Origin of the sequence: Streptomyces sp. NPDC057543, from assembly GCF_042801895.1 — a bacterium.
GTDB lineage: Bacteria > Actinomycetota > Actinomycetes > Streptomycetales > Streptomycetaceae > Streptomyces.
In genome coordinates this window covers 1-25,616 of record NZ_JBHVFF010000002.1, presented here as the reverse complement: position 1 = coordinate 25,616, position 25,616 = coordinate 1, and the positions used below count along the sequence as shown (strand labels likewise).

Sequence of the window (25,616 nt, the reverse complement as noted above, 5' to 3'; positions counted from 1 at the left end):
CGACTTCCGAGGTCAGCTCGTCCGTCGGCGGGCCTGCTTCACCTCGCGGTCGATGGCCCAGGCGTCGGCGACCGGCCCGATGTGGCCGAGCTTGTCGGGGTTGATCACCGCGCGGATGGTTTGAATCTGCCCGTCGAGCACATCGAGGGCCAGCGTGTGGAGCACCTTGCCGTCCCGGTCCCGGAAGATCGCGCCGGGCTGGCCATTGACCTCGTGCGGCTCGAACGTTACGTCGATCCGGCTCATCAAGGGGAAGACTGTGCCCAGCACCCGGGCCACGTTCTCCGCGCCCATGACAGCCTTGGCCAGCTGCGGGGCCTTTCCGCCACCGTCCCCGGCCAGTTGCACGTCGGCGGCCAGCAGATTCTGCAGCCCGCCCACATCACCACTCCTCAGCGCGTCGAAAAACCGCGCCGCCAGCTCGTGCCGCTCCTGCCGGTCCGCTTCGAACCGCGGCCGCCCGGCCTCCATGTGCCGCCGCGCCCGCACGAGCAGTTGCCGGCATGCCGCCTCCGAACGCCCCACCGCCGCGGCGACCTCGTCGAACTCGAAGGCGAAGACCTCCCGCAGCACGAACACCGCCCGCTCCAGCGGGCTGAGCCGCTCCAGCAGCAGCAGCGCCGCCATCGATACCGAGTCGGCCAGCTCCACCGCCTGCACCGGATCCTGATACGGATCGCTCAGCAGCGGCTCGGGAAACCACGGCCCCACGTACTCCTCCCGCCGTACCCGTGCGGAGCGCAGCACATCGATCGAGATCCGTGTCACCGCGGTCGACAAGAAGGCCTTGGTCGACGTGGGCCGGGTCGACGAGCCGTCAAAGCGCAGCCATGTCTCCTGCACCGCGTCCTCGGCCTCGCCCACGCTGCCCAGAATCCGATATGAGATCGAAAACAGTAGCGGCCGCAGTTCCTGGAACTCCTCGGCCTTGCTCACGCCGCCTCCCCCTTCTCGTTACGCCCCATATCCGGCCGCACCCGTCGGCGCGGGCATCTTCTGGTGATCGTCCGACGGCAGGGCAGAGTATCGCCCCCGAACCCGGCAGCTCGGAGCCCGCGGCCGGGCCCGAGCCACCGCGTCGGCCGTGGTGATCATCTCGCCGACCATCAGCAGGACCCAGCCGGCAGTCCGGCACCGATCCACAGCGCAACGTTCATGAGGTCACATTCCTGGCGTCCGACATCGGTCCTCCACCTCTCAGTGGAACTGCCCGACCTCGTAGTTGCCGGCCGGCTGCTGGGTGATGATGTTCAGCCGATTCACTGAGTTCATGAAGGAGACCAGGACCACCAGGGCAGTGAGCTGCTCCTCGTCGTAGTGCTTGACGGCGTGCGCCCACACCTCGTCGCTGACCCCACGGGCCGCATCCGCGACCCGGGTCCCCTCCTCGGCCAGTTCGAGCGCGGCACGCTCGGCAGCGGTGAAGACCGTGGCCTCCCGCCACGCCGCGACCAGGCTCAGCCGCACCGGGGCCTCACCGGCAGCGGCGGCCTCCTTGGTGTGCATGTCGATGCAGGCGGCGCAGCCGTTGATCTGGCTCACACGCAGCGCCACAAGCTCCTGCGTCGCGGCCGGCAGCGGCGAGTCCTTGAGCGCCTTGCCCACCGACATGAAGTACTTGAGGGCCTTGCCGGCGGTCGGGCCGGCGAAGTAGTTCAGTCGCGCGTCCATGGTGTGCTCCTCTGCGGTCGTCAGTGGCTACACCCCCTGAGACGAGGTAGCCCGACCTCCTGTGACATGGACGAATGTGACCCGCATCTCCCCGCCGTCGGCGCCCGCCGGCCGTCGAATCACTGGCCGTCCACGGAGCTTCCAGGGACGGTCCCGGCCCGGCGCGTCGGCGCCCGTACCGGCCAACCGAGTCGACAACCTGCCGAAGGTACGCGGGCTCAGCCCGGTGAAAGGGGCTGTCCATGACGGCTCGACGCTGTGATCACACCAGCCGCAACACAAGACCATCGCATATCACTGGCGGGACATCACTCGGAGGTGGATCAAGTCGTACTGGCTAGTTCGACGAGGTGCCGGGCTGTACCGGCAGGATCGACGATCTGATGGAGGTGTGCGCCGGGCAGGTGTGCCACGCGCCAGCCGCGTTCGCGCGCCTCGGCGGAAAGGTCTTCATACGGAGGGCCGAACAGCAAGTAGGAGCAGGGGTGGTCGTCCCAGCCGTCGGGGACCGGGATGTGCTGCTCGTAGTAGGACAGCGGCAGGGTGGGCTGCTCCTCGATGACTGTCTGACGCACCGCCGGATCGGAGAACATGGGTGCGACGTCTGCCTCGTCCCACCAGTCGGTCCAGCGCGGCAGCCTGCCGTTCACCGCCATTGGGCGCAGGAACTCCAGCAATTCGGTTGAGGCGACAGGGGTCGGTCCGGTCCGGGCCGGCAGCGCGGCATCGACGAAGATCGAGCTGGTCACCGGATGGTCGAGGCCCGAGCGGATCGCCGGGAGAAACAAGCCTGCGTTGCTGTGTGCCACCAATGTGACGGGGCTGCCGGCCAAGACCTGCCTGAGGTCGTCGCGGACGGCGTCGGCGATGCGGGGCCAGAAGGGCGGAGCACCGGCGCCTACGTGCAGCAGGGATGGCACCCGTACCTGGTATCCCGCCGCCGTCAGGCGTTCGGCCACAGGGTGCCACGTCGAGGGACCTACGGACGGACTGTGCACGAGAACGAAGATCGGTTGCATGTGACGATCCTGTCGCCCGTACCGTCGCAGGAGCGCCAGTGTCAGCCGACAGCAGAACGGTTCACTTCGAAGAGGCTCACGCGCCGTCACATCACGGCCGTTCACAACCACGCGTTGATGGCGGCGATGAGAACGGCGGCTTCGTAGCGGACGGCGAGCTTGTCGTATCGCGTGGCCACAGCCCGGTGCCCCTCGAAGCGATCGAGGAGGCGTACGCGTGTCGGCGCGCACGCGATCCGGCCGGGTGCGCGGCCTGCCCGGCCGACAACGCGGGACACGGACCTTGTTCAGGACGGGCGGGCCATGGATCTTCTGGAGCACTCGTCGGCCTTGCCGTCGTGTGCACTCCAACTCGTAGTGTCCCCAGGCATGGAGAACAGGACGCTGGGAGACAGCGAGATCGCGGTCAGTGCACTGGGATTCGGCTGCTGGGCCATCGGCGGTGAGTGGCAGGACACCGACGGAAACCCCCTTGGATGGGGCACTGTGGATGACGAGGAGTCCGTCGCGGCGATCCGGCGGGCGACGGAACTCGGGGTTACCTTCTTCGACACTGCGGACGTGTACGGCACCGGCCGTAGCGAGCGGGTGCTGGGGCGGGCGCTCGCGGGGCGGCGGAACGAGGTGGTCATCGCCACCAAGTGGGGCAATGTCTTCAACGAGGCGACGCGCAGGCTGATCGGTGAGGACACGACGGCCGCATACGCGCGCCGGGCACTGACCGCGTCGTTGCGGCGGCTGGGTACCGATTGGATTGACGTGTACCAGCTGCATCTGGGCGACGCACCATTGGTCGTGGTGGCTGAACTGCGCGAAGTATGCGAGGAGTTCGTACGAGAGGGGCTCATCCGTACGTACGCCTGGAGTACCGACGATCCCGGGCGAGCGGCGCTCTTCGCGCAGGGGGAGCACTGTGCGGGCGTCCAGCACGCGTGCAATGTGCTGGTGGATGCGCCTGAGATGCTGGCGTTGTGCGAGCAGCGTGGACTCGCGTCCATCGTGCGCAGCCCGCTCGCTATGGGCCTGCTCACCGGAAAGCAGGCATCTCCCGACCGAGGCTCAGCGGGCGACATCCGTTCGCTGCCGCCCGCGTGGCTGCGCTGGTTCGACGAAGGCGGCGTGCCCGCACCCCAATGGAGGGCGCGCGTCGATGCCGTACGGGACGTGCTCACCGCCGACGGCCGCACGCTTGCACAGGGTGCCCTCGCGTGGCTGTGGGCACGCAGCCCGCGGACGGTGCCGATCCCCGGTTTCCGTAGCGTCGCCCAGGCCGAGGAGAATGCCATGGCCCTCCAGCGCGGCCCCCTGTCCAAGGCCCAACTCTCCGAGGTCGCTGAGCTGCTGCAGTGAGAGGTCAGGCCGAGTTCCGTGCCGCTCGCGCCGCCCGGATCAAGTGACCGGCGGTCCTGCTGACTGAGATCCTGACCCACGGCGCCGGAACGGTCGGAGCGGGGCGCCGTCAGGGCGGGTGGCGCGGGTGGTGAGTCCGCGTCAGTGCAGGTCTGCCTGAAAATCGTGCCGGTGGTCGACGGGGCAGGTGAAGATTCGCAGGTCGCCCCATCTGCCGACGACGACCCCTGTCTCGTCGTCGCTGGCCACGGTGAACAGCAGCGTCATGCCCTCGCCGCACTCTCCGCATCGAAACACGGTGGGGTGCGACAGGTGCCAGGTTGGCCAGCCGCCCAGTTTCCAGCCCGCGAGACGGGTAATGGCATCGCCGCCGTCGCCGGTCCGTCGGACCAGTTCCTCCAGCCGCGGCCGAAGCTCCGGCGGCAATTCGTCTCGGAAGGGGAAGTCGGTCAGGTACTCAGCAGTGACGGAGCATGACTGGGGCAGGTATCCGTCCTCCTCGAACCGCAAGGGCGCAGGCCGGGTCGTCAACCGGCTTGTCACGTCGGCGGCCCGCCGCCAGCGCACCTCCAGCACGGGGCTGCCGTCGGCCTGCTGGGCCGGAGGATCCCAGTGTTCATTGGGGCACCAAAGGATCTGCAGGAGGTCGGTGTCGGCGGGCCACCAGGGCCCCGGTATGTCGCGTCGGTAGATCTGGGCAACCGGCACCATGGGGGTGGCAGGCACGCCTGCAGGGCATTCTTCGTCGGGCCAGGAGCACTCGGGCCACGCCTCGTCGCCCGGCCAAAGCAGCGGGCCGCCGATCGAACTGCTGCCCGCCTCCGGCTTTCCGCGCTCGGGGTGCAGCACGACCGCGTCGCGTGCGTACGGAGCGAGTTCGGGCAGCGCGGCGAGTATCGCTTCAGGCGACGGTCCGGGGATGCGTGTCATCGTGCCTTCTGTTCACTTGGTTGGCTTTGTTCGACAGTAGTGCGGCCCCATCGCGCGGCGATGCGCCGGGCCGCCGCCTCCTGGTCGCCGGCTGCCTCTGCGACCTGGCCCGGGGGCGGGCACGGCCGCTGGGGGTACTGCTGGACCCCCGCTCTGCGCCTACCGCTAGAGTGCGATGCTTGTTCGATTCGCCGCGAGGCGGAGGGGGAGGGGTTGTGAGCGCACAACTGAGAGACGTCGCCGGAGAGTTGGCGGAGATCTTGTGGCGGGAACACACCGTGTACCGGGAGCGGTCCGGCGGTGTGGTCATCCGGGGTGAGCATGTACGGCGGTGGATCAGCCTCGCTCCGGCGGGCGGCCGGGACGAGGTCCTCGTACGCGCGGGGCGCATCCTGGACGGCGGCACCACCGCTCCGGCGCGTTCGGAGGCCGTGGTGCCCCTCTCCGCCGGTACAGGCGTGCTTGCCGCGACCTGCCGTCGCCTGCTCGCCGAGGCGGCGGCCGATGCGGCGCCGGGCGTGCCGCGACGGGCAGCGCCCGGGCGGTCCAAGCACTCCGGGAAGGCCACGCGACCCAAAGGCACTGGGAAACACACCAGTTTCGGTTCATGGGTGATCCTCGCCTGTGTCGCCGGTGTGATCGCCCTGTACGTCTACAGCACCGCGATGCACAGCTAGGCCGTGTATCGAATGTGCTGGTCGCCGGCGCGACACTGTCGGCGGACAACCCAAACTCGCGTGCGATCTTCGCCCGGTGATGCTGGGATCAATCGCTATGAATGATCATTTCCTCAATGAAGCCGACTTGATGGACAGGATGGAACGGAACCTGGCGGAACATGCTTGTCACCTGCATCGGAGCATGACTGGTGCGGCCGTCACAGAGGCTGGTGACCTCCTGGTCGCCGACAGTGGCCTGGACGACGACACTTTCAACATCGTTGCCGCGGCCCGCTTCACCGCTGCCACCGCCCCGGCACGTATCACCGAGACCGCTCGGACGCTGGCTCGCACCGGACGCCGTTTCTCCTGGTGGGTGGGGCCTGCCTCGACACCACTGGACCTCACCGCCCGGCTGACGGCGGCCGGTCTGTCGGCGTCCGAACGCGAGACGGCCATGTGGGCCGAGCTGGACGACACCCTGCCACTGCCCGCCGCCCAAGGACTGGACATCCAGACGGTGGCCACACCCGAACAGCTTGCCGACTACGCCACGGTTCTCGCCGCGAACTGGGACCCGCCTGCCGACACCGTCCGCCGCTTCTTCGCCCAGGCCGCCCCGCAGGCACTGGCCGCGCACTGCCCGGCCCGGTACCTGGTCGGCTACGTGGAGAGCCGTCCGGTCTGTTCGGCTGAAGTGTTTCATCACGCGGGGGTCGCCGGCATCTACAACATCTCCACCCTGGCCGCCCACCGCCGACGTGGCTACGGCGGTGCCATCACGCTCGCGGCACTCCGCACGGCCCGCGACCGAGATCACCGCATCGCGGTCTTGCAGGCGTCAGCCGACGGCGAGCCCGTCTACCGCCGCCTGGGGTTCCGCTCCTGTGGCCAGTTCACCGAACACACCATCAACCCCTGAACGACCTAAACTCCACTGGCCCTCCGCCCGCGTTTCCTGACGGTGCTGGTCACAGCCACTCGTTGATGGCCGCTACGAGGACAGTGGCCTCGTAGCGGACCGCGAGCCTGTCGTATCCCGTGGCCACAGCGCGGTGCCTTTTGAGGCGATCAAGGCCACACTCGACCGCGTGCCGAGCCTTGTAGTCCTCGGCGTCGAACTTGGGCGGCCGGCCACCACGCGAGCCGAGATTCCTGCGGTTGCGGGCCCGGTCGGCCTTGTCCGGGATGGTGCAGCGGATACCGCGTCGGCACAGGTAGGCGCGGTTCTTTCGGGACGCATGCGCTTTGTCGGCGCGGAGCCGGTCGGGCCGGGTCCGCGGACGCCCCGAACCCGGGCGCGCGACACGGACCTTCTTCAAAACGAACTCGAGCTGAGGGCAGTCGCCGTGCTGTCCGGCGTTGATCACGATGGACATGGGCCATTGCCCCTGCTCGACGGCCAAGTGCAGCTTGGTCGTCAGGCCGCCGCGCGAGCGACCGAGGCCGTGGTCGTCGGGCTCGACGGTGATACGGCCGCCAGGGGGAGCGAATGAGTTCGTCAGACCCTTCGGTCGATGCTCCTCGGCTTCAAGACCGGTGAGCCAGGAGCGCTGAGCCCGGCGGGGGAGGCATCTGCGCCGAATGGGTGTCTGCGGACACTGTGCGGCCAGTCGATGGCCGGTGGGGCTGGTCCGCGGTTCAGATGAGGAACGGGGATACCCGGAGTGGACGCGGAAGCGAGGCGGTGGCGATGGCGGAGGACCGGCAGGAACCGGGAGGCCGGGATGACGACGCCCCGCAGGACCGGGACGCCGCCCGGGAGGAGACACCGGCCGGGGCGTCCTACATGTCTCTGCTCAACCTGCCGCTCAGCTCTGACCTCGACCGCATCGGCGAACAACTGCACGCCTTGGCTCGCGCTCAGGGCACCCTTCAGGGGTTGCTTCAGGCTGTGCTGAGCATCACCGGCGAACTGGAACTGGCCGCGGTCCTGCGCCGCATCGTCAGCACCGCGATGGACCTGGCGGGCGCCCGCTACGGCGCCATGGGAGTGCTCGACGAGGAGGGCAGGTTCCTGGCCGAGTTCATCCCGCTAGGACTCACAGCGAATGAGCTGGCGCACCTGGAAGGAGTCGAGCTCCCCCGCGGGCGGGGCCTGCTGGGCCACCTGATCCACCACCCCGAGCCGCTGCGGGTGAAGGACATCGCCACGCACCCGGAATCGGCCGGCTTTCCGCCCGGCCACCCGTCCATGCACTCCCTGCTCGGCGTCGCCATCAGCGTACGCGGACGGATCTACGGCAACCTCTACCTCTCCGAACGCAAGGACGGGCGGCCCTTCGACCGGCACGACGAGGGCGTGATCCTGGCACTCGCCGGCACAGCCGGGGTGGCCATCGAGAACGCCCGTCTCTACCAGCAGGTCCGCCACAGCGCCGAACAGTTCCAGCGGCTGCTGCTGCCCCATCTGCCGGACCTGCACCCCTTTACGGCGGGAGCGGTCTACCGCCCCGCCAGCGCCCCCGCCGCACTGGGCGGGGACTGGTACGACGCCGTGCTGCTGCCCGACGGCGCCTGCGCGGTGCTGATCGGGGATGTTATCGGGCACGACCTGCGGGCCGCGGCGAACATGTCGCAGATCCGCAGCATGCTGCGGGCCCTGTGCCACGACGGGCGCACCGCGCCCAGCACCGTCCTCACCAGGCTCGACCGCATTATGGACGCTTGGGGCGACGCCCCCATCACCACCGTCCTGGTAGCCCGCCTGGAACCCGCCGACGGCGGCTGGCGGCTGCACTGGAGCAGCGCCGGACACCCGCCGCCGCTGTTGCTGCTACCCGACGGCCGCGTGCGCTACCTGGACACCGATCCCGGGGTTCCCCTCGGGGTTGCGACCGAGCTGCCTCGTCCCGACCACTGCCAGGTGCTGCCCGTCGACAGCACCGTCATCCTCTACACCGACGGCCTGGTGGAATCCCCCGGCCAGCCGCTGGACCAGGGCCTGGACGCACTGGCGGTCACCGCCTCCCAGCACGCGGGCCGACCCCCGGAGGAGCTGTGCCGGGCACTCGCCGACCACCACCCCAGCGACGGCCACGACGACATAGCGGTCATCGCCCTGCGCACCCCACCCCTCACGGGCTACGCCCGCTCATGACACCTCAAGACCGCGACCACTCCGCCCGCAGTCGGCCCTTACGCATTCTCACAGGCCCGGAACGAGCCGTACGCCATCGTGGACCACCACCATTCACTGGCGAGCAGGAATGCAAGGCCAGGGCCCTGCGAGAGCTGCGACAGCGGTGCAGCAGGCCTCGGGATCCGACGCCTGCCGACCGGACTTGGGTCATGCGTGGCGACGCGGTGGTCGCCACTCCCCGTCGGGTGAACGTTGCGATCGCCCGGCGTACCGCGGTCAGCGACCGATCCGTACGCCGGCCACGATGTTGACGCCGCTCACCCAGTCGACCGTCGCATTCGCACAGCGCACCGCGTCGGCGGCCCCGGGGAAGCGCGGGTCGGGCAGGGCCAGGCCCACTCGGTAGGTGCCGCGGGCACCTCGAGGCACCGCCAGTGTGGCGCGCACGGTCGAGGTCGTCGGCTCGCTGTGGTCGTCGGTGGTCTCGCACGCCCTCGCCAACGCCATGGCCGGCGGGCATGGTTCACTGCGCCTGCCGCCGACACCCGTCCAAGTCACCAGCATTCTAAAGGTGTTGCTGCCACCGTTACGGCACATGGCGCTGCGCGACGTCATCCGCGGTCAGCCGCCGTGCTCGACAAGGCCTGCGACCACTACGGTCTCCGCCACGGTGCCGGGGATGTCCTCCGGTGCTGCGCGCAGGATGTCACGGGACAGGACCACGAAGTCGGCGGCTTTGCCGACCGTCAGCGAACCGCGTTCGTATTCAAGGAAGTTGGCGTACGCCGAACCCATCGTGTATCCGTGGACGGCGTCCTCCACGCTGATCGTCTCCTGCGGCATCCAGGGCTCACCGCCGCCCAGGGGGCGCCGGGTGACGGCGGTGTAGATGCCGACCATCGGGTCCATCTCGGCCACGTTCCAGTCGCTGGAGAGCGCCAGCACCGCCCCGGCCGTGTGCAGGCTGCGCAGGGGCCATGCCTTGTGCCAGCGATCGGCGCCGATGTTCTCCGCCCAGTCCTTGCCGGGTCCCGCTACTTCCGGGGCGCTGTGACGGGGCTGCATGCACGCAACCACGCCCAGTGCGGCGAAGCGCGGTGTGTCGTCGGGGTCGAGGCACTCGACGTGGACGACCTGGTGGCGGGCGTCCCGCGGCCCGTTGGCGTCACGGGCGTGCTCGACGGCGTCGAGGACGGTACGGATCCCCCTGTCGCCGGTCGCGTGGACGAAGCACTGGAAGCCGCGGGCGTCCAGCCTCGTCAGCAGGCTCGCGAACTCCTCAGGCGGGTAGAAGGTGTCTCCGCGGTGGTGACGGCAGCCGGCGTAGGGTTCGAGGAGGGCTGCGGTACGCGGCTCGACGACGTCGTCGATGTAGAGCTTGAGCGGTCCGACCCGCAGCCGGTCGTCGGCGTACCGGCGCGCGGCGGCGGCGAAGTCGTCGAGGTCGGAGGCCGTGGTGCCGCGCGGGTGGAAGAGGGCCGCGACGATCCGGGACCGGAGCCGCCCTTCGGCGCGTGCGCGTTCGAAGAGGGCCAGGTCGTCGAGCGAGTTCTGGGGCTCGACCACTGTGGTGATGCCGAAGCCGATGGCATCGTCCAGGGACTTGGTGAGGCGTCCGTACTGCCGGTCGGGCGAGGCCCATGGCAGGCCCAGCTTCTGCAGGGCCCGGTGGCCGTCACGGGAGAGGCCCTTAACGGCGAAGTCCGTGATGAAACCGGTGGGTTCGCCTGTGGCCGGGTCGATGGCGGCTTCACCGAAGGGCGGACGGATGTGGTCGCGGTCGATGCCGAGCCGGCGCATCGCCGCGGTGTTCACCCAGGCGGTGTGCACGTCGTAGCTCAACACGAAGGCGGGCACATCGCCGGTGACCTGGTCGAGGTCGCCGGCGGCCGGCATCCGACCCCCCGGGATGGCCGAGTAATCGAAGGCTTCCGCCTCGATCCACTCCGCGTCGGGGTGGGCCGTGCGCCAGGCATGGATGCGGGCGTGGATTTCGTCAAGTGTACGGGCGCCGGACAGCTGGACGCAGGCATCGTCCGAGCCCAGCCGGACATGGTTGTGGGCATCGATGAAACCGGGAAGGACCAGCTTCCCGCCGGCATCGATCACCCGTGTGTCGGGCCCCGTCCACCCCTGTGCGTCCTTGTCGGAGCCGAGCCAGGCGATACGGCCGTCGACCACTGCCATGGCCTGTGCCTCGGGCAGCACCGGGTCGACAGTATGGATACGGGCGTTGCGCAGGACGAGGTGGGCGGGGTGAGCGGCGATGGCCATGTGAGGCAACTCCTGATGGTTCGGGTATTTCGGCAGGGCGTTGCCACGCGGGCCCGATGTGGACGCCGCGTGGAAGCCGTTCAGGAAAGGTCGGTGTGCGGGACGACGGTCCGTCGGGCGAGCAGCCAGTAGACGAGCCCCGAGACGAGCGAGCCGAGCAGGGTCAGGTCGGAGCCGCCCAGCGGCGCGACCAGCGGGCCGGTCCACAGCTCCGAGTCGCAGGTGAGCGCGGCAAAGGCCATGCCGACGAGGAGCGCTGCGACACCGGCGGGGTGGTAGCCGGACCGGTACCAGTAGGCGCCGTCCGGGCCGGCGTGCAGGGCCGGTGGGTCGTAGTGGCAGCGGCGCATCAGCATGTCGGTGAGGAACACGCCGCCCCAGGGCGCGAAGACGATGATCAGCAGGGAGAGGAAGGACAGCAGTGAGCTGGTGAAGTCGGTGAGGAAGAGCGCGCAGAGCGAGCCCGCCGCAGTGACGGCCGCGCTGATGATGATGGCCTTGGAGCGGCTCCAGGGGATGCCGAGCACCTGAAGGTTCAGGCTCGACGAGTAGAGGGTGACGATCGAGTTGGTGACCGAGCCACCGAGGACGAGGGCGAGGAAGAGAGGCTGGAACCATCCCGGCAGCAGCTTCTCGGTGCCCGCCACGGCGTCGGTCATGTCCGTCTGCGTGGCGGCGGCCACCCCCGCCACGCCCAGAGCGACCGACGACACGAAGCCGCCGAGGGCTCCGTACCAGGTGAGCGACCGCAGCGAGGTCGTCTTCGGAAGGTAGCGCGTGTAGTCGGCGGGCATCGGAACGTAACTGAACGGACCGGCCAGCATCACGACGAATGCCAGGCTCCACCCGGACACACCGGGCAGGGCGGCCACTTGGCCCGTTTCGGCGCCCGGCAGCAGGAACACCAGGAGCACGGCGAAGCCGATGGCGAGAACGTACGCGATCCACCGCTCGGCGAACTGGACGGTGGCGTGGCCCCACAGGGCGACGACGAAGGTCAGCGCGAGTGTGATCAGGAGCGCGAGAGCCCGCCCTGCGCGGCCGGACTCCCATCCCAGATCGATGAAGAACGCTTCGAGGGCGAGCGTGCCGACGACCGTATTGAGGATCGTGTAGCCGATGCTGACCACCCAGTTGAGCATTCCGGCAGGCCAGTTGCCGCGCACACCGAAGGGGGCGCGGGAGATCACCAGAGTGGCGGTGCCGGTACGGACACCGCTCAGTCCGGCGGCGCTGATGGCGAAGAACGACAGGCCACCGAGGACCACGACACCGGTCGCCTGCCAGAAGGACAGGCCGAAGGCGACGGCCAGGGCGCCGTTGATGACGTAGGTGAAGGTGAGGTTGGAGCCGAACCACAGCCAGAACAAGTCCTTCGCGCTGCCATGGCGATCCTCGTCGGGAATCGGGTCGATGCCGTGCGTCTCCACCTGGAAGACCTGGTCGGCGGCCATCGTTCCGCCGGGCGCTCTCGCGGTCGTGTCCTGCTGCGTCATGCGACCCACCCCTCGTCCGTGTGTGTCCCGGAAGCCCGGGCACGTTACTTTGAATGCCGTTCTAAGAGTTAGAACGGCATTCAAGATGCGTCTCCGGTGCCCCGTCAAGACCTCTGCGGAAATCGGCCGCTAAGGTCATCACTGGGCACACGGAGGAGGAGGCGCGGCGTGGCAGCGACGGCGCGACGGCGTGACGGGCACCTGACCCAGGAACGGATGCTGGAAGAGGCGATGGCGGCCATCGCCGAGGACGGCCTGGCCACGCTCACCATGTCGGCGCTCGCCAAGCGCCTCGGCACCAGCGGCGGCCACATCCTCTACTACTTCGGCAGCAAGGACCGCCTGCTCCTGGAGGCGTTGCGGTGGAGCGAGAGCGCGCTCACCGATGAACGCCGGGCACTGCTGGCAGGTCGGGTCGGCACCGAACGCAAGCTCCGCCTCTTCCTGGAGCTGTACCTCCCCCATGGACCGCGGGACCCGCGCTGGACCCTGTGGATCGAACTATGGGCACGCACGGCGTCGAACGAGCCACTGCGCCAGGCCCAGGCCGAGATCGATCGCGGCTGGCAGGAGGACCTCGAGTCACTCCTCGCCAAGGGTGTGCGACAGGGCCGCTTCGCCGCGGACCTGGACGCGTCAGCGCGTGCTTCCGAACTCCTCGCCCTGCTCGACGGGTTGAGTACGCGCGTCGTCCTCGGCCAGCACGGCGCGGACCGGGACAGTGCGCTGCGCATGGCACTGTCCGTGTCCGAGCGGCTGGTGGAGCGGAGCTGAGCCGACTGCTCACGTCGGTCCGGAGGGCCTTGGCCGGGAGACTTCCCACCGGGCGGGGGCCTCGACCGGAGGCGGTGGAAGGTAAATACGTCGACAGCGCCGCGCCGCGCCCTGCAGAGTGACCGCCCATGACGAGCAGCGAGCTGTGGACCCGGGCGACCGCCGACCGCTACGACGCCGAGGAGAGCGAAAAGTCCTCGGCCACCTTTCTCGGACCGACTCTCGGCTTCCTCGCAGGACTCGCCGGAGACGGCCGGGCCCTGGAATTCGCCATCGGAACCGGACGAGTGGGGATCCCGCTCCGGGAACGCGGCGTGCCAGTGGTGGGCATCGAACTGTCCGAACACATGGCAGCGGTCCTGCGGCGCAAGATCGACGAGGACACGCTCCCGGTCGCCATCGGGGACATGGCGACGACCGTCGTCCCCGGCAAGTTCGCCCTGGTGTATCTCGTCTACAACACCATCACGAATCTGCTCACGCAGGACGAGCAGGTCGAGTGCTTCCGCAACGCCGCACGGCACCTGGCACCTGGCGGCCGGTTCGTCATCGAGCTGGGCGTGCCGCCGCTGCGGTTTCTGCCGCCCGGGCAGGTCGCGGTGCCGTTCGACGTCTCCGAGCGGCATCTCGGCTTCGACACCTTCGACCTGGTCGAACAGATCCTCGTCTCGCACCACTTCGCGCGCGGCGCCGACGACGGCCACTACCGCCGCACGAACTCCCGGCACCGGTACGCATGGCCGGCAGAGCTCGACCTCATGGCACGGATCGCGGGGCTGGAGCTCGAACTACGCGTCGCGGACTGGGACAGGGCGCCATTCACCCAAGACTCCGCACAGCACATCTCCGTGTGGCGCAAGCCGGCCTGAGGCGAGCCCCTCCCCGCCCCACCCGTGGGCCGGACCCGGAACCATGGGCCCAGACACACTGAACCGAACCGCACTTGATCATTCCAAACGCTGCATCGGCGCCTCGGCTGTCGTAACCGGGCGCTACGGTCACCTCCCGCGACGTCGGGTACAACGGCAGGGGGCGTGTGGTGGATCTGCGGGTGGGCGACGCCCTCAGGATCTCCTGTCCGTTCACTGAGGCCCTGGTCGGTGATCACGGAGTTGCGACGCTCTGTGATCACCGGGGGAACCTGTGCTCCCGTGCCGCCATCATGGCTGACTGACCCACTCCGGGACCAGTTCGCGGCGCTGCTGCCCGCGCGCCCGACGGTCGACCCGGCCCATCCGCAGCGACGGCCGGTGATCGTTCGGCCTGCAGGTTGTCGCCCCACCGCCCCGATTCAAGGGCGCTTGGCGTCCCCGGCCGGGTCGCGGTCCCGGAGCCGGGCCAGCGAGTCGACGTACTTGAGCATGAGGCGGGCGAATTCGAGGCGGTCCTCGTCGGCCCAGTCGTCGGTGATGTAGTCGAATGCCTCACGCTGGTGGCGCCTGAGGCGACTCATGAGCTCGGTGCCCTCCGGGCCGAGCCGCAAAACCGTGCGACGGCCGTCCTGTTGGGAGGCAGCCCGGACCAGGTAGCCGGCCTTGATGTTGTCGCTGACCATCCGACTGGCCACCGATGGGTCCACGCCGAGCAGCTCGGCAACCGCGCCTACGGTGATTTCGGCCCCGGACTCGCGGGTGTGCTCCTGGACGATGTTCAGGACCAGGGTCCGGCTCAGATCCTTGGCCGAGATGGGGTTCGCGACCTCCAGCAGCGAGGTGCGGCGCAGCTTCGAGAACGCCGGGCCCACGGCGTTCAGCAGGTCCTCGGCCGTATGCGGCCCATTCGTCGTCATGCCGCCAGAGTGTAGTTCCATGACTTCGAGAAAGCATGTGTTGACATGAAATTACGTGCATGCAAGCATGCATATGCGAATGACACGCCGGGAAGCGCAGAGCTCACAGCTCATCAGCCCCAGGGGGAACGTCATGACCATCCTCATCACCGGTGCACGCGGCAAGGTCGGCCGCGCTGTCGCCGATCGCCCGCACGCCGCCGTGCCACCGGTCCGCGCGGCCGGCACCAACCCGGCCGAGCCGACCGTCCCCGCGGGGGTCGAGATCGCCGATGTCCTCGGTCGCAAATCCGCGTCGAGAGGATCAGCCACGCGGAGGCCGAGCGGCAGATGAGCCAGTTCATGCCGACTCCGACGGCCGGCTCGCTGCTCGCCCTGTGGGCCGCCGCGACCGCCGGTCCCGCCGCCGTCGCCGACACCCACCGAGCCCCTGCTCGGCCGGCCCGCCCGCAGCTTCCGGCAGTGGGCGTCCGAGAACTCCGCCGCCTTCCTCACGCGCTGAAGGATCATCATCATGAAGCCCATCGGCTACTGGCTCAACCGCACCGACCGAGCCCTCACGCAGTACATGGACGGCCTGCTCGCCGAGTTCGGCCTCACTCGCATCGCCTGGCAGGTTCTCAATACCATCCGCGACACCCCCGGCATCCGCGACGCCGAGGTCCTCTCGGTCCTCGCGGCCAACGCCGACGCCTGCACCCTGGCCACCGCCATCGACGCCGTCCTCGCGGACGGCTGGGCGACCCGCCCAGCGCCCGACCGCCTCACCCTCACACCGCAAGGCCGACGGCGCCTCAACTCCGTTGCCGAGCGCGTGGGCACCTTTCGCGAGCTGTCCACAGCCGGCATCACCATTGAGGACTACCGCACGGCGGTCAATGTGCTCGAACGGATGACCGCAAACCTCGAGAACCACTGACCGGAAGATCGGAATCGCCGGTGCCGGAAACAATCACGGATGCACCGACCGGTGCCGCTGGAATCGGGCGGCAACTGCAGGCAGTTCAGCCACGCCTGGGCAGCCTTGCCATGCGTCGCCGGGGCTTCCTGTGCTGTTCGGAGCCGCGAAGGGCCCTGGCCATGCGAACGGCCATCATCCGTACCGAGCACGTCGCCATCGGTTACGGCACGGTGAACGGCTGGACCGGTCGGGAGCACGAAGGATCTCTGCGGATCGCGAACCCCTCCGCCCGGATGATGAAGTTCATTGAACTTGGCGGTCTCGGCAAGGCGTACGAGTTCTACAACTCACCACAGCAGGCGACATGCCAGGCACCGTCGCTCGATGGCCTGGCGCACTGGCCCGGGCCTCACGGCTGAGCAGAGCATCCGAAGGGCTGCGGTGGTGAAGGCAACGGATCGTAAGAACGAGGCGCCCTGCGGGCCAGTCAGATGCGGGGAGGCTGAACAGCGGAGCGGGTCCACCCTCCGGTGGGCCCGCCCGGCAGCAGATGACAGCAGGCGCTAGCTGGGCGTCGTCTCCCGGATCATCAACCGGAAGACTCCCGGCATCCCTTTGCGCCCCGCCAACGGGAGCCCGCCCACCCGAGACCCACCAGCGCGGTGACGACTGCGAGAACGGCGTACGAGACCGGGTAGGAGGTCGAGGTGGCGACCGCACCGACCGCCAGGGCACCGAGCCCCGTGCCCGCGTCGAAGCCGACGTTCCACGCCGTGCCGACGGACGATCTCGACTCCTCCCCCGCGGCGGCGAAGGCGTGCACGAGGGTCAGGTTCTGCAGACCGCCGTACGCGACGCCCACGACGAGCATGCCGGCGATCAGAAGGACTCTCCCGGCCATGTCAGGACCGCGCGCCGTCCCCACGCCGATGGCAGCGAGTCCGGCGGCGCCGACGAAGAGGAGCGGTGCGATCGCCGGGGCGGCGCCCCGGCGATCCGCGAAACCTCCGAAGGCCCAGCGGCACAGTGCCGAGGTCCCGGTGAACACCAGGAGCGCCAGATACACCGTGGTCGGGTCGGGATCCAGACGCGGCGTGAACGTGAGCACGGCGCCGCCTGCCGAGGTGATCGCGAGCAACGCTGCGATCGGCCCCGCCAGGACACGGCGGAGTCCGGCGGCATCGCGCCGCTTGCCGGGTCGGGCAGGGTCGGCGGTCGGCCGGTCCGAGGTGCGCAGGGCCCGGGCCACGGGCAGGGCGAGCGGAATCGCGAGCAGCGGAACGACGGCGAGCATGAACACCAGCCAGTACCCGACCCGCTCGGCAAGCCAGGGCGCGATGGGGATGAGCAGGAACTGCGGGGCCGCGATCGCCAGTCCGTAGGCTCCGACGGCGCGGCCGCGACGCGCGGGCTCGACGAGCACGGCGACCCCCATGGCGCCGCAGACGGTGACGATCCCGAAACCGAGGCCGCGCACCGCCGCGAGTGCCGTCACCGCCCACACGTCGTCGGTGAGAAGGTGCGCCGGTGCGGGAGCTCCGAGCAGGCATGCCCCGAGCGTGAGCGTCCAGCGCCAGCCGAGGCGTCCAAGCACTCGTCCCACGAGCAACTGGGCGATCACCGTGCAGAGCATCATCACGGCGTTGACCGCGCCCGCGCCCAGCTCGTCGGCCCCGCCGTCGAGCACCCAGAGGGGAGCGACCGGCATCAGCAGCGCTGTGCCGGCGAAACCGAGCGCGGTCGAACCGAGCAGGGCCGGCATTCCCGGCGCCCGCCAGACCGACGAGGCACCGGAGGTGCGGCCTCTCACATCGTTGATCCGTCCATCCAGCATTCGGCAGATGGTATGCCGAAACGTCGTGGGCATCGAAGGCTCCGGTGGCCACGGGCCGGCGGCTGATGCTCGGCTTCGGCGGCTCAGACCGTCGGCCCGGTACGGCCTTCGGGACTCGAGGTGCCCACATGCCATCAAGCTTGTCGTCCAACGTCGGGAGATCAGCTACGCGTGGCCCCGGGTCGGTCATTGGCGAACTTCCCAGCGCGAAACAATGCCTCTCTGGCAGCGAACAGCGGTCGGTTGACTCGGCGGGCGATCGTCGACTTGCCTGCTCTGCGGGGTGCGCGCCGGATTGGGCTGGGAACTGGGCAAGTGCTTTCCGTCTGGTCAGGCATCCCAGGCGCGAGGGCGGTTCAGCTCTTCCCATTCGGGGCGGAGCAGTGAGAACACGGCGAGGTCGTGGCGGCGGCCGCGATGGAGACAGGCGGCGCGGCTGAAGCCTTCGTGCACGAAGCCGGATTTGGCGAGGACGGCGCGGGCGGCGGCATTGTCGGTGTGAGTTTCTGCCGTGAGGCGGTGCATCGGGAGTTCGCCGAACGCCAGGTCCACCAGGGCCTCGAAGGCGTCGGTGCCGTGGCCGTGCCCGCGATGCTCAGGAGCCAGCATCAGTTCGACCTGTGCTGTGCCCTTGACGATGTTCTGGCCGCTCAGTGCAATATGGCCGATAGGAGTGCTGTCAGGGAGCAGGACGAGGAAGTCGTCGCGATCGCCGTCGTCACTGTCGCGTTCGATACGCTCGCGCGTCGCGGTGAGGGAGCGAGAGCGTCCGAGTGCGTGATCACCGGGTTCGGACCGGCCGGGCGCCCCCTTCCTGGCTCCGGCCGCATGCTGGTGAGTCCGCTCACCTGTCTGCCGCGGCCAGGACGGCGGCGGAGTTCCGTTCCCAAATGCCGTCGGCGGCCCACCTGTTCGTATCAGGCAACCTCCGCAAAGACGACCCCGACCCTACCGATAGACCTGCCGCAGCCCCGATGGGTGATCCATGGCGACGATGGAGGCCGCGGTCCCGGGCCTGCGCTCACGATGGGCCGGCTGCTGCCGGGCCGGCGCCTGACCGCCCCGCGTTCCGCACCGCTTTGCGCTCGTCGAGCTCCATCGCCGCGGGGGCGCGCATCATGAAGGAGGGGAAACCATGGACGAGGAGTGGCGATGAGGTTGTCGTTCCTTGAACACCTCTACGCGGAGCCGGGCCCGTTCGCCTCCGTGTACCTGGACACCTCCCGGGACGTCGAGCATCCCGAGCGGGCGATCGCGCTGCGCTGGCGGCGGCTGCGCGAGAGTCTGTCCCGTCAGGGCTCGGACCAGGCGTTGCTGAACGTATTGGAGGAGGCGGTCGGCGCCGACAACGCGGTGCCGGGGGTGCACGGTCAGGCCATCTTCGCCGCCCACGGCACGCTCGTCCTGGACGGGGAGCTACCCAGGCCGCCCGAGCACGACTCCGCGCGCTACAGCACCCTCCCGGACGCAATGCCCCTGGTCACCCAGCACGTTCCGGAGATCCCCTACATGGCCGTAGTCGTCCACTACGGCGGCCTTCCGACCGCCGAGACCCACGGCTGGGTGACTCTGGAGGCGGAGACCGGCACCTGGCCCGCGTCCACCGTCACGCCGGGTGAGCGGCTGCACCGCAGGGTCGCGGTGGCGACCTGGCACCGCACCTCCGTCCGGCTCGGCCACCGGCTGGACGAACGGGCGCGGCGCGCCCATGCCGACGCCGTCGTCGTGGGCGGGGACGAGTGGGCGTGCAACGTGCTGATCCGCCGCCTGCCGCACACCCTGCGGGACAAGGTCGTACGCGTGGGCGGCCGGACCCCCACCAACACCGGACGCGCCCTGTTGGAGCCTCAGCTCGACAGCGTCTTCCGCGGCCACATGGCCGCGCACGACCGGGAGCTCGTGGACATCTTCATCGGCCGGCGTGCCCTGGACGGACCCATGACGGAGGGGCTGGCCGCCACCGTCGCCGCCCTCCAACGCGGCCAGGTCGCGGCACTGCTGCTGAACCGGCCGCCAGGGTCTTCGCTACGGCTCTGGGCGGGCTCCCAGCCCACTCAGCTCGCCCTGACCGAGGTGGAGCTGATGTCCTTCGGCGTGCGGGCCCCGCACGAGGAACGTGCCGACGAGGCCCTCGTCCGGGCCCTCGTCGGCACCGGTGCCGAACTGGTCGCCGTACCGGAGAGCCGGCTGAGGCTGCACGAGGGCGTGGGCGCTCTGCTGCGGTACACCGACCCGGGGACCCTGTCGTGACGCCGACGCGCTGCGCCTGGCGGATCACGGGTCACCCCTTGCGCCCGACCGCCCCGGATCGCGCCGCGCGCGGAACGTGTCGACACTGGACCGGGGCGGCAGCACGGCGGATGAACGGCGGATGGGGCACATGGACGGGAACAGGAGCGGCGCGGAGGAGACGGATGTCTCGATCACCCCGCCCAAGACCTGGGCCGTAGACGTGCCGGCGATGGCCAACGCGCTGTGGTACCCGCCGGAACAAACGACGGTCCGTCGTACTGCGCCGACACTGGCGCTGATCAACCTCGACCAGACCAAGGGCTTCGACTGCCCGGGCTGCGCCCGGCCGGAACCGGACCCCGCTCACCGGCACCGCAACGAGTACTGCGAGAACGCCGCCAAGCACGTGAGCGACGAGGCGACGTCACGACGGATCACGGCCGGGTTCTTCCGGGAGCACCCGGTCTCCGAGCCGGCCGAACGATCCACCCGGTGGCTCAACCAGCAGGGCCGGCTCACCTTGCCGATGGTCGAGCGGCCCGGCTCGGACCACTACGAGCCCATCGGCTGGGACGCGGCCCCGCGGTCCGATGGCTCGTGAACGCACTCCCGAGGACCTGGTCCGCGCGGCCCACGCCGTGGGCGTGACCGACGACCGTCTCCTGGAGGCCGTGCGGAGCATCCCCCGGGCGGAATTCGTCCCCGCGGACGAGGTGGCGTCCGCGTACCGGGACACGCCCGTTCCGCTCCCCCACGGGCAGGTGACCACCCAGCCCTCGCTGATCGCCATGATGGTCTCCGCTCTCGGACTCACCGGAAACGAACAGGTCCTGGAGGTCGGGACCGGATACGGCTGGCAGACCGCGCTGCTGGCCCGCTCGGCCGCGTACGTCGTCAGCGTCGAGCGCTGGCCCGACCTGGTCGACGAGGCTCGCCTCCGGCTGGCCGGGCAGGGCGTCGGCAATGCCGAGGTCGTACTCGGCGACGGGACCCTCGGGATGCCGTCCCGCGCCCCGTACGACGCCGTCATCGTCTGCGCGGCCTTCCCGCGGGTGCCTGAGCCGCTCGTGGATCAGCTCCGCACCGGTGGCCGGCTCGTCCAGCCGATCGGGCAGGGCGGGCAGGAGCGCGTCGAGCTGTACGAGCGGCAGGTCCGCGGCCTGGTGCACCGCAGGACGGTCACCGCGGCCCGGTTCGTCCGGCTGTACGGCGCCCACGGCTACGACCAGCGGTGACGCGTCAGCGCTGATAGGTCCCGACCAGGGTGCCGGAGGCCAGCTCCCTACCCTTCAGGGCACGGTGCACGTCCTCGGCGCCCGGGTGGTCGTGCAGCGGCAGCGGCTCGGACAGGGCATACAGGCGGAAGAAGTAGCGGTGCGGCCCGTGCCCCGGTGGAGGCATCGGCCCTCCCCAGCCCACGTGGCCGAAGCCGTTGGGCCACGGCAGGCCCCCCGTGGGCTTCTGGCCCTCCGCCGCCCCGGTGGTCCTCGGATCGATGCCGGTCACCAGCCAGTGCAGGAAGGTCGTCCCCGGCGCGTCCGGATCCTCGCACAGGAGCACCAGCTCCGTGGCCTCGTGGGGCACCCCCGACCAGGTCAGCGGCGGTGAGATGTTCTCGCCCTCGCCACTGTACCGACGGGGGATCACCGTTTTGTCGTCGAACGCGGTGCTGCTGATTTCAATTCCGCTCATGCGCGCCGCCCTACCCGCAATGGCGGCACCGGCACCGGTCCGCACCTGAAAACCCCCCGTTCGGCCGAGCCCACCCGGGCCACCTCCGGAAGCCGGGGTGAAGATGGCAGTGTGCCGACAAGGATCCTGCTCGAGGGCCGCCCCGGCGCAGGCAAGACGACCGCTCTCCGCCGGTTGGCCGCGCTGCTGCCCACCCACGCGGCCACTGGCTTCACCACGGAGGAGATCCGGCAATCCGGCGCCCGCGTCGGTTTCGCTCTGGAAACCCTGGCAGGCCGCCGGGAGGTGCTCGCCCATGTCGACCTGCCCGGTCCGCCACGGGTAGGAAAATACGGCGTCGACCTGGGCGTCATGGAACGACTGGCGCTGCCGTCGCTTCGGCCGGCGGCAACCGAGGAGGCAACGGGGCAGCTGGTGCTCATCGACGAGCTGGGGCGGATGGAACTGGCGTGCACGGCGTTCCGGCACGCGATCGACGAGCTGTTCGTCGCGGAGATCGACGTCGTCGCCACGGTCCACACGCACCGCGATCCGTTCACCGACGTCCTCAAGCGGCGCACCGACATCGAGGTCGTCCAGCTCACTCCGACAAACCGGGACGTCCTGCCCAGGGAGCTCGCGGCCCGGCTGCAGCAGCCCCGGCAGGACGGGAGGCCTCCCTCTCACGGATGAGGGAACGGCCTCCGACCCGCTGAAAGCAGAGCCGGGGCGACAGGATGCGAAATCGCCCGGTCGTTGCGACCGGCGGCGCCCACTACCAAGGGTCGGCGCCTGCCCACCGAGTACGCGGCCGGCATCGCCTTCACCACCCGGTTCGGCGCCGGTCCCTCCCCGGCCGCCCCGCTGTGCCGCCCGACGCTCCCGGAGGCATTAGGGGGCGTCGCAGGGACTGCGGCGATGCCCTGCGCCAGGTATGCCCGGCCGACGAACCCTGCCGGAAACTCCACCCGGTTCCGGACCTTCCGCAACTACCTGTTCGTCTGGTGGCTGCGCACGCATCGCAACGCGTGGGACGCACCACCGGAGTTCGTACGCCGAAGAAGCCGGGTGAAGGTGAGGATGCGTCACTGATGTGAAATCGGCGCCGGCGCTACGGAATCCGCCTCGCCGCTCCGGTGTCCCGGTTCGGCCTCGGCACCCTGGCCCAGGCGCACCGCGACTTCCTGTCGCGCAGGAGGCAGGACCTCCACATCGACCTCATCCAGGTGGGTCTGTGGAAGGTGGAAGGGCACCTCGTCGCCGGCTGCGTAGGCGACCGCGTGAGCCGCTGAGGTGTCCGCATGGCAAGGAAAGCGGCCGGCGTCCGGTGCCGCCCGGGTCAGCCCGACTTCGGCGGCTTCTGCGCGTCGAAGGCGAAGAGAGTGTTCTTGGCCGCAGCCACGAACACCGCACGCCCCGCAACGGTCACGCGCGGACTTGCGCCCTGCTCGCCCGTCAAACCATCGGCCTGCGGATCTGTTGTCCACAGGGGTTTGCCATCGTACGGCGACAGCGCGACCACCCGGCCGGTGGCCGAGCTGAAATACAGCGCGTCGGCTCCCGCCACGGGGCCCGACGCACCCTCCACGCCAGTCTGCCGCGACCACTTCTCCCGGCCGGTCGCGGGGTCGAGCGCTGTGACGAGACCGGTCTGCCTGCTCACGTAGACGGTGCCGTCCGCCATGCCGGGCGTCCCCGCGTACGTCTTGGCCAGTCGGGAGTACGTGACCTTCCGCGAGGCCGGGTCGGCCTGCGCCACCCCGTCGTACCCGGCCAGCGCCGGTCCCTCCATGCGTACCTGAAGGAGTACGAGCCTGCCGTCGGCAACGCCCATCGGCACGGCGGGGCCGTCAACCGCGATGGGCCTGCCCAGTGTCCCCGAGGCTCGGTCGACCGTGTAGAGGGTGGGGTGGCGCACCTCCAAGGCATCCACCTCCGTGTCCGCCGCGCACATCGCGAGGAGCTGTGGGCCCGCCGGGACGGGAGCGCACTGCGTACCCGCGGGGAACGACGTCGTCCAGGTGACCTCACCGCTGTGCGCGTCCCGGGCCTCGAAGCGGGAATTGGAAGCGTCGACCGTCACGACGGCGGAGCCGACCACGACGGCGTCCTGAGTCCGACCCGTGACGGCCTTCGACTGGGCGCCGGACGGCACGGACCACAACTCCCGGCCGTTGTCCGCGTCGATGGCCACCACCTCGCTGGGAGGGTCCTGCGGGGCGTCCTGGGCGGCGAAGCGGTAACCGAGCACCGTGTCATCGGTGGCGCCCACCATGTGCATGCCCTGGACGGGGACGCCCGGGCTCTTCGCCGTCCACACCCGCGAGCCGTCCGAGGCCCTGATACGGGTCGCGACAACACTGCCGCCCCCGCAGAACAGCGCGTCGCCGCGCGCGACGCAACGCAACTCGTCGGGGATGTCCTCGCGACCGCCCTGCACGGTCTTGCGCCACGGCTCGAAGCCGTCCGGAAGTGCGGCACCCGGCGCCGCTACGCTGTTGCCCTTGCCGCCGCCGCTGTTCCCCCCAAAGCCGCCCGCCTTCAGCACGGCGACTCCCCCGCCGATCGCTGCCACCGCGACCGCGGCCGCGAGCACGGGACGCCATCGGCGACGCAGACGGCGGCCGATGGGGGTGCCGGTGCTCCCTGTATCGGGACCGGCCGGGGCGGTGGTCGAAGCAGTCGGCGCCGGGGTGGCCCGCGTCGCGAAGTGATGCTGGGTGATCATGTCGCGGGTGCGGCCCGCGCCAACCCCGTTCGCGTCGGTCCCGCCGAGGTCGGCCGGCAGGTCCCGCAGCAGCACGAGGAGTTCGTCCGCCGAGGGGCGCCCCTTCGGCTCCTTGGCCAGGCACGACTCGACGACCGCGCGCAAGGCCGTCGGCACGGCATCCAGCGACGGCTCCTCATGCACCACCTGATACGCCGTCATGTATGGGCTATCCGCGTCGAAGGGCCCGCGGCCCGTCGCCGCGTACACCAGCAGCGTCCCCAGCGAGAAGACATCGGACCGCGGCCCCACACCACGCGGCGCCTGCAACTGCTCCGGCGACATGAAGGGCGGCGTACCGATGACCCGCCCTGTCATCGTCAGCGTCTGCTGGTCCACGGCGCGCGAAATGCCGAAGTCGATGACGCGCGGGCCCTCGGGCGAGAGCACGACGTTCGAGGGCTTCAGGTCACGGTGGACGACCCCCACCCGGTGGATGTCGCGCAGCGCCTCCGCCAGCCCGATGGCGAGCCTCCTCAGCTCCGCTCCGTTCAGCGGGCCTTTCGTCGCGATGCGTTGGGCGAGCGTGTGCCCCTCGATATAGGTCGTCGCCATCCACGGCTGCTCGGCCTCAGGGGCAGCGTCGACCACGGCGGCGGTGAACGCTCCGCTCACCCGCCTCGCCGCCGCCACCTCCTGCCGGAAACGGATGCGGAACTCGTCGTCCCCCGCGAACTGCTGATGGATCAGTTTGATCGCGACAGGTCGCCCCGAGCTCGTACGGGCCAGAAAGACCGTGCCCATGCCCCCCGAGCCGAGCCGCGCCTCAAGCGGATAGCCGCCGATCTCGGCTGGATCACCTCCGCGTAGCGACACTCTTCCCGACCTCCCGTCCCCCGTGCACCTCTGCCGCCACGGGCCTGCGTACCTGTCCTGCGCACAAACTAGCCGCTGAGCAGTACGGCAGAGTAAAGCGGGTGACGAACAGGGAGCCCAGGGCTGCTCCCGTGCCGCACACGACGAAGCCCCGCCAGGAGCATGGCGGGGCTTGGTCGTGCCGTGGAACACCGCACGGTGCGGCCCATCGCCACACGCAGAACCCCGTCCGCACAAGCCGAGGGGGTTCGTGGCCTCTAACGACCTCACCCGCGATAGAGAGCGGGCTCCCGACGCCCTGCGACTCCGCCTCCGGCGTTGTCGTCGGTCAACGACGCTCCGCGTCGCTTC

General features: G+C 69.8%; 27 protein-coding genes and 1 pseudogene. 14 read left to right on the top strand and 14 right to left on the bottom strand.

The window, feature by feature from the left end:
- Positions 1 to 12: 12 nt before the first annotated feature.
- The 4 genes from ACFU8Q_RS00690 to ACFU8Q_RS00675 form a co-directional block, all read right to left on the bottom strand.
- On the bottom strand, positions 13 to 936 hold the full coding sequence (locus ACFU8Q_RS00690) for an RNA polymerase sigma-70 factor (RefSeq protein ID WP_384446287.1): 924 nt from the start codon (positions 934 to 936) through the stop codon (positions 13 to 15).
- A 261-nt stretch (positions 937 to 1,197) separates the two neighbouring features.
- A complete protein-coding gene (locus tag ACFU8Q_RS00685) occupies positions 1,198 to 1,671 on the bottom strand; it encodes a carboxymuconolactone decarboxylase family protein (protein WP_384446285.1) in 474 nt (157 codons plus the stop codon).
- A gap of 323 nt (positions 1,672 to 1,994) precedes the next feature.
- Positions 1,995 to 2,690, bottom strand: a complete 696-nt coding sequence (locus ACFU8Q_RS00680) for an esterase/lipase family protein (protein WP_384446283.1) — start codon at positions 2,688 to 2,690, stop codon at positions 1,995 to 1,997.
- A gap of 101 nt (positions 2,691 to 2,791) precedes the next feature.
- Positions 2,792 to 2,968, bottom strand: coding sequence for a hypothetical protein (locus ACFU8Q_RS00675; protein WP_384446281.1), 177 nt, complete (start codon positions 2,966 to 2,968; stop codon positions 2,792 to 2,794).
- Positions 2,969 to 3,059: 91 nt separating this feature from the next.
- On the opposite strand from ACFU8Q_RS00675, the gene ACFU8Q_RS00670 reads away from it, so the two are divergent.
- Positions 3,060 to 4,040, top strand: a complete 981-nt coding sequence (locus tag ACFU8Q_RS00670) for an aldo/keto reductase (RefSeq protein WP_384446279.1) — start codon at positions 3,060 to 3,062, stop codon at positions 4,038 to 4,040.
- A 141-nt stretch (positions 4,041 to 4,181) separates the two neighbouring features.
- On the opposite strand, the gene ACFU8Q_RS00665 is transcribed toward ACFU8Q_RS00670, so the two are convergent.
- Positions 4,182 to 4,970, bottom strand: a complete 789-nt coding sequence (locus ACFU8Q_RS00665; RefSeq protein WP_384446278.1) for a hypothetical protein — start codon at positions 4,968 to 4,970, stop codon at positions 4,182 to 4,184.
- Between the two features lie 215 nt (positions 4,971 to 5,185).
- On the opposite strand from ACFU8Q_RS00665, the gene ACFU8Q_RS00660 reads away from it, so the two are divergent.
- Positions 5,186 to 5,647 (top strand): hypothetical protein, encoded by a 462-nt coding sequence (locus ACFU8Q_RS00660; protein WP_384446276.1) that lies wholly within the window; start codon positions 5,186 to 5,188, stop codon positions 5,645 to 5,647.
- Between the two features lie 139 nt (positions 5,648 to 5,786).
- Positions 5,787 to 6,551: a GNAT family N-acetyltransferase gene (locus ACFU8Q_RS00655; protein WP_384446274.1), complete on the top strand. Its 765-nt coding sequence runs from the start codon at positions 5,787 to 5,789 to the stop codon at positions 6,549 to 6,551.
- A 49-nt stretch (positions 6,552 to 6,600) separates the two neighbouring features.
- Here the strand turns inward: ACFU8Q_RS00655 and ACFU8Q_RS00650 are convergent, their stop codons facing one another.
- Complete coding sequence (locus ACFU8Q_RS00650) at positions 6,601 to 7,035, bottom strand: transposase (RefSeq protein ID WP_384446273.1); 435 nt, start codon at positions 7,033 to 7,035, stop codon at positions 6,601 to 6,603.
- A 383-nt stretch (positions 7,036 to 7,418) separates the two neighbouring features.
- On the opposite strand from ACFU8Q_RS00650, the gene ACFU8Q_RS00645 reads away from it, so the two are divergent.
- Positions 7,419 to 8,729, top strand: a complete 1,311-nt coding sequence (locus ACFU8Q_RS00645) for a PP2C family protein-serine/threonine phosphatase (RefSeq protein ID WP_384446401.1) — start codon at positions 7,419 to 7,421, stop codon at positions 8,727 to 8,729.
- A 258-nt stretch (positions 8,730 to 8,987) separates the two neighbouring features.
- Here the strand turns inward: ACFU8Q_RS00645 and ACFU8Q_RS00640 are convergent, their stop codons facing one another.
- The 3 genes from ACFU8Q_RS00640 to ACFU8Q_RS00630 all read right to left on the bottom strand — a co-directional run bounded on the left by ACFU8Q_RS00640 (position 8,988) and on the right by ACFU8Q_RS00630 (position 12,481).
- A complete protein-coding gene (locus ACFU8Q_RS00640; protein ID WP_384446271.1) occupies positions 8,988 to 9,218 on the bottom strand; it encodes a hypothetical protein in 231 nt (76 codons plus the stop codon).
- A gap of 114 nt (positions 9,219 to 9,332) precedes the next feature.
- Positions 9,333 to 10,985: an amidohydrolase gene (locus ACFU8Q_RS00635; RefSeq protein WP_384446269.1), complete on the bottom strand. Its 1,653-nt coding sequence runs from the start codon at positions 10,983 to 10,985 to the stop codon at positions 9,333 to 9,335.
- Between the two features lie 80 nt (positions 10,986 to 11,065).
- Entirely contained in the window at positions 11,066 to 12,481 is a 1,416-nt protein-coding gene (locus ACFU8Q_RS00630; RefSeq protein WP_384446267.1) for a purine-cytosine permease family protein, read from the bottom strand.
- A gap of 168 nt (positions 12,482 to 12,649) precedes the next feature.
- On the opposite strand from ACFU8Q_RS00630, the gene ACFU8Q_RS00625 reads away from it, so the two are divergent.
- Positions 12,650 to 13,255 (top strand): TetR/AcrR family transcriptional regulator, encoded by a 606-nt coding sequence (locus tag ACFU8Q_RS00625; protein ID WP_384446265.1) that lies wholly within the window; start codon positions 12,650 to 12,652, stop codon positions 13,253 to 13,255.
- Positions 13,256 to 13,383: 128 nt separating this feature from the next.
- On the top strand, positions 13,384 to 14,124 hold the full coding sequence (locus ACFU8Q_RS00620; protein ID WP_384446263.1) for a class I SAM-dependent DNA methyltransferase: 741 nt from the start codon (positions 13,384 to 13,386) through the stop codon (positions 14,122 to 14,124).
- Positions 14,125 to 14,546: 422 nt separating this feature from the next.
- Here the strand turns inward: ACFU8Q_RS00620 and ACFU8Q_RS00615 are convergent, their stop codons facing one another.
- Positions 14,547 to 15,044 carry a MarR family winged helix-turn-helix transcriptional regulator gene (locus ACFU8Q_RS00615; protein ID WP_384446262.1) on the bottom strand — a complete coding sequence of 166 codons (498 nt, stop codon included), beginning with the start codon at positions 15,042 to 15,044 and terminating at the stop codon, positions 14,547 to 14,549.
- Positions 15,045 to 15,177: 133 nt separating this feature from the next.
- On the opposite strand from ACFU8Q_RS00615, the gene ACFU8Q_RS00610 reads away from it, so the two are divergent.
- From ACFU8Q_RS00610 to ACFU8Q_RS00600, 3 genes are all read left to right on the top strand, one after another.
- On the top strand, positions 15,178 to 15,378 hold the full coding sequence (locus ACFU8Q_RS00610) for a hypothetical protein (RefSeq protein WP_384446260.1): 201 nt from the start codon (positions 15,178 to 15,180) through the stop codon (positions 15,376 to 15,378).
- Between the two features lie 180 nt (positions 15,379 to 15,558).
- Positions 15,559 to 15,963 (top strand): MarR family winged helix-turn-helix transcriptional regulator, encoded by a 405-nt coding sequence (locus ACFU8Q_RS00605; protein WP_384446258.1) that lies wholly within the window; start codon positions 15,559 to 15,561, stop codon positions 15,961 to 15,963.
- 161 nt (positions 15,964 to 16,124) lie between these two features.
- Complete coding sequence (locus tag ACFU8Q_RS00600) at positions 16,125 to 16,364, top strand: hypothetical protein (protein ID WP_384446256.1); 240 nt, start codon at positions 16,125 to 16,127, stop codon at positions 16,362 to 16,364.
- Positions 16,365 to 16,534: 170 nt separating this feature from the next.
- Here the strand turns inward: ACFU8Q_RS00600 and ACFU8Q_RS00595 are convergent, their stop codons facing one another.
- Both ACFU8Q_RS00595 and ACFU8Q_RS00590 read right to left on the bottom strand, forming a co-directional pair.
- On the bottom strand, positions 16,535 to 17,779 hold the full coding sequence (locus tag ACFU8Q_RS00595) for an MFS transporter (protein ID WP_384446254.1): 1,245 nt from the start codon (positions 17,777 to 17,779) through the stop codon (positions 16,535 to 16,537).
- Between the two features lie 330 nt (positions 17,780 to 18,109).
- Positions 18,110 to 18,697, bottom strand: a complete 588-nt coding sequence (locus tag ACFU8Q_RS00590; RefSeq protein ID WP_384446399.1) for a GNAT family N-acetyltransferase — start codon at positions 18,695 to 18,697, stop codon at positions 18,110 to 18,112.
- Positions 18,698 to 18,931: 234 nt separating this feature from the next.
- Here ACFU8Q_RS00590 and ACFU8Q_RS00585 point away from each other — a divergent pair, with 234 nt between their 5' ends.
- From ACFU8Q_RS00585 to ACFU8Q_RS00575, 3 genes and pseudogenes are all read left to right on the top strand, one after another.
- Entirely contained in the window at positions 18,932 to 20,029 is a 1,098-nt protein-coding gene (locus ACFU8Q_RS00585) for a hypothetical protein (protein WP_384446252.1), read from the top strand.
- 130 nt (positions 20,030 to 20,159) lie between these two features.
- Positions 20,160 to 20,591, top strand: a pseudogene (locus ACFU8Q_RS00580) (hypothetical protein); the annotation flags it as partial.
- Between the two features lie 10 nt (positions 20,592 to 20,601).
- Entirely contained in the window at positions 20,602 to 21,246 is a 645-nt protein-coding gene (locus tag ACFU8Q_RS00575) for a protein-L-isoaspartate(D-aspartate) O-methyltransferase (RefSeq protein WP_384446251.1), read from the top strand.
- A 4-nt stretch (positions 21,247 to 21,250) separates the two neighbouring features.
- Here ACFU8Q_RS00575 and ACFU8Q_RS00570 read toward each other — a convergent pair whose 3' ends face one another.
- Positions 21,251 to 21,703 carry a YbhB/YbcL family Raf kinase inhibitor-like protein gene (locus ACFU8Q_RS00570; RefSeq protein ID WP_384446249.1) on the bottom strand — a complete coding sequence of 151 codons (453 nt, stop codon included), beginning with the start codon at positions 21,701 to 21,703 and terminating at the stop codon, positions 21,251 to 21,253.
- Between the two features lie 111 nt (positions 21,704 to 21,814).
- Between ACFU8Q_RS00570 and ACFU8Q_RS00565 the strand changes: the two genes are divergently transcribed.
- Both ACFU8Q_RS00565 and ACFU8Q_RS00560 read left to right on the top strand, forming a co-directional pair.
- Positions 21,815 to 22,375 (top strand): nucleoside-triphosphatase, encoded by a 561-nt coding sequence (locus tag ACFU8Q_RS00565; protein ID WP_384446247.1) that lies wholly within the window; start codon positions 21,815 to 21,817, stop codon positions 22,373 to 22,375.
- A 443-nt stretch (positions 22,376 to 22,818) separates the two neighbouring features.
- Positions 22,819 to 22,974 (top strand): hypothetical protein, encoded by a 156-nt coding sequence (locus tag ACFU8Q_RS00560; protein WP_384446245.1) that lies wholly within the window; start codon positions 22,819 to 22,821, stop codon positions 22,972 to 22,974.
- Positions 22,975 to 23,021: 47 nt separating this feature from the next.
- On the opposite strand, the gene ACFU8Q_RS00555 is transcribed toward ACFU8Q_RS00560, so the two are convergent.
- A complete protein-coding gene (locus ACFU8Q_RS00555) occupies positions 23,022 to 25,265 on the bottom strand; it encodes a PQQ-binding-like beta-propeller repeat protein (protein ID WP_384446244.1) in 2,244 nt (747 codons plus the stop codon).
- Positions 25,266 to 25,616 lie beyond the last annotated feature (351 nt).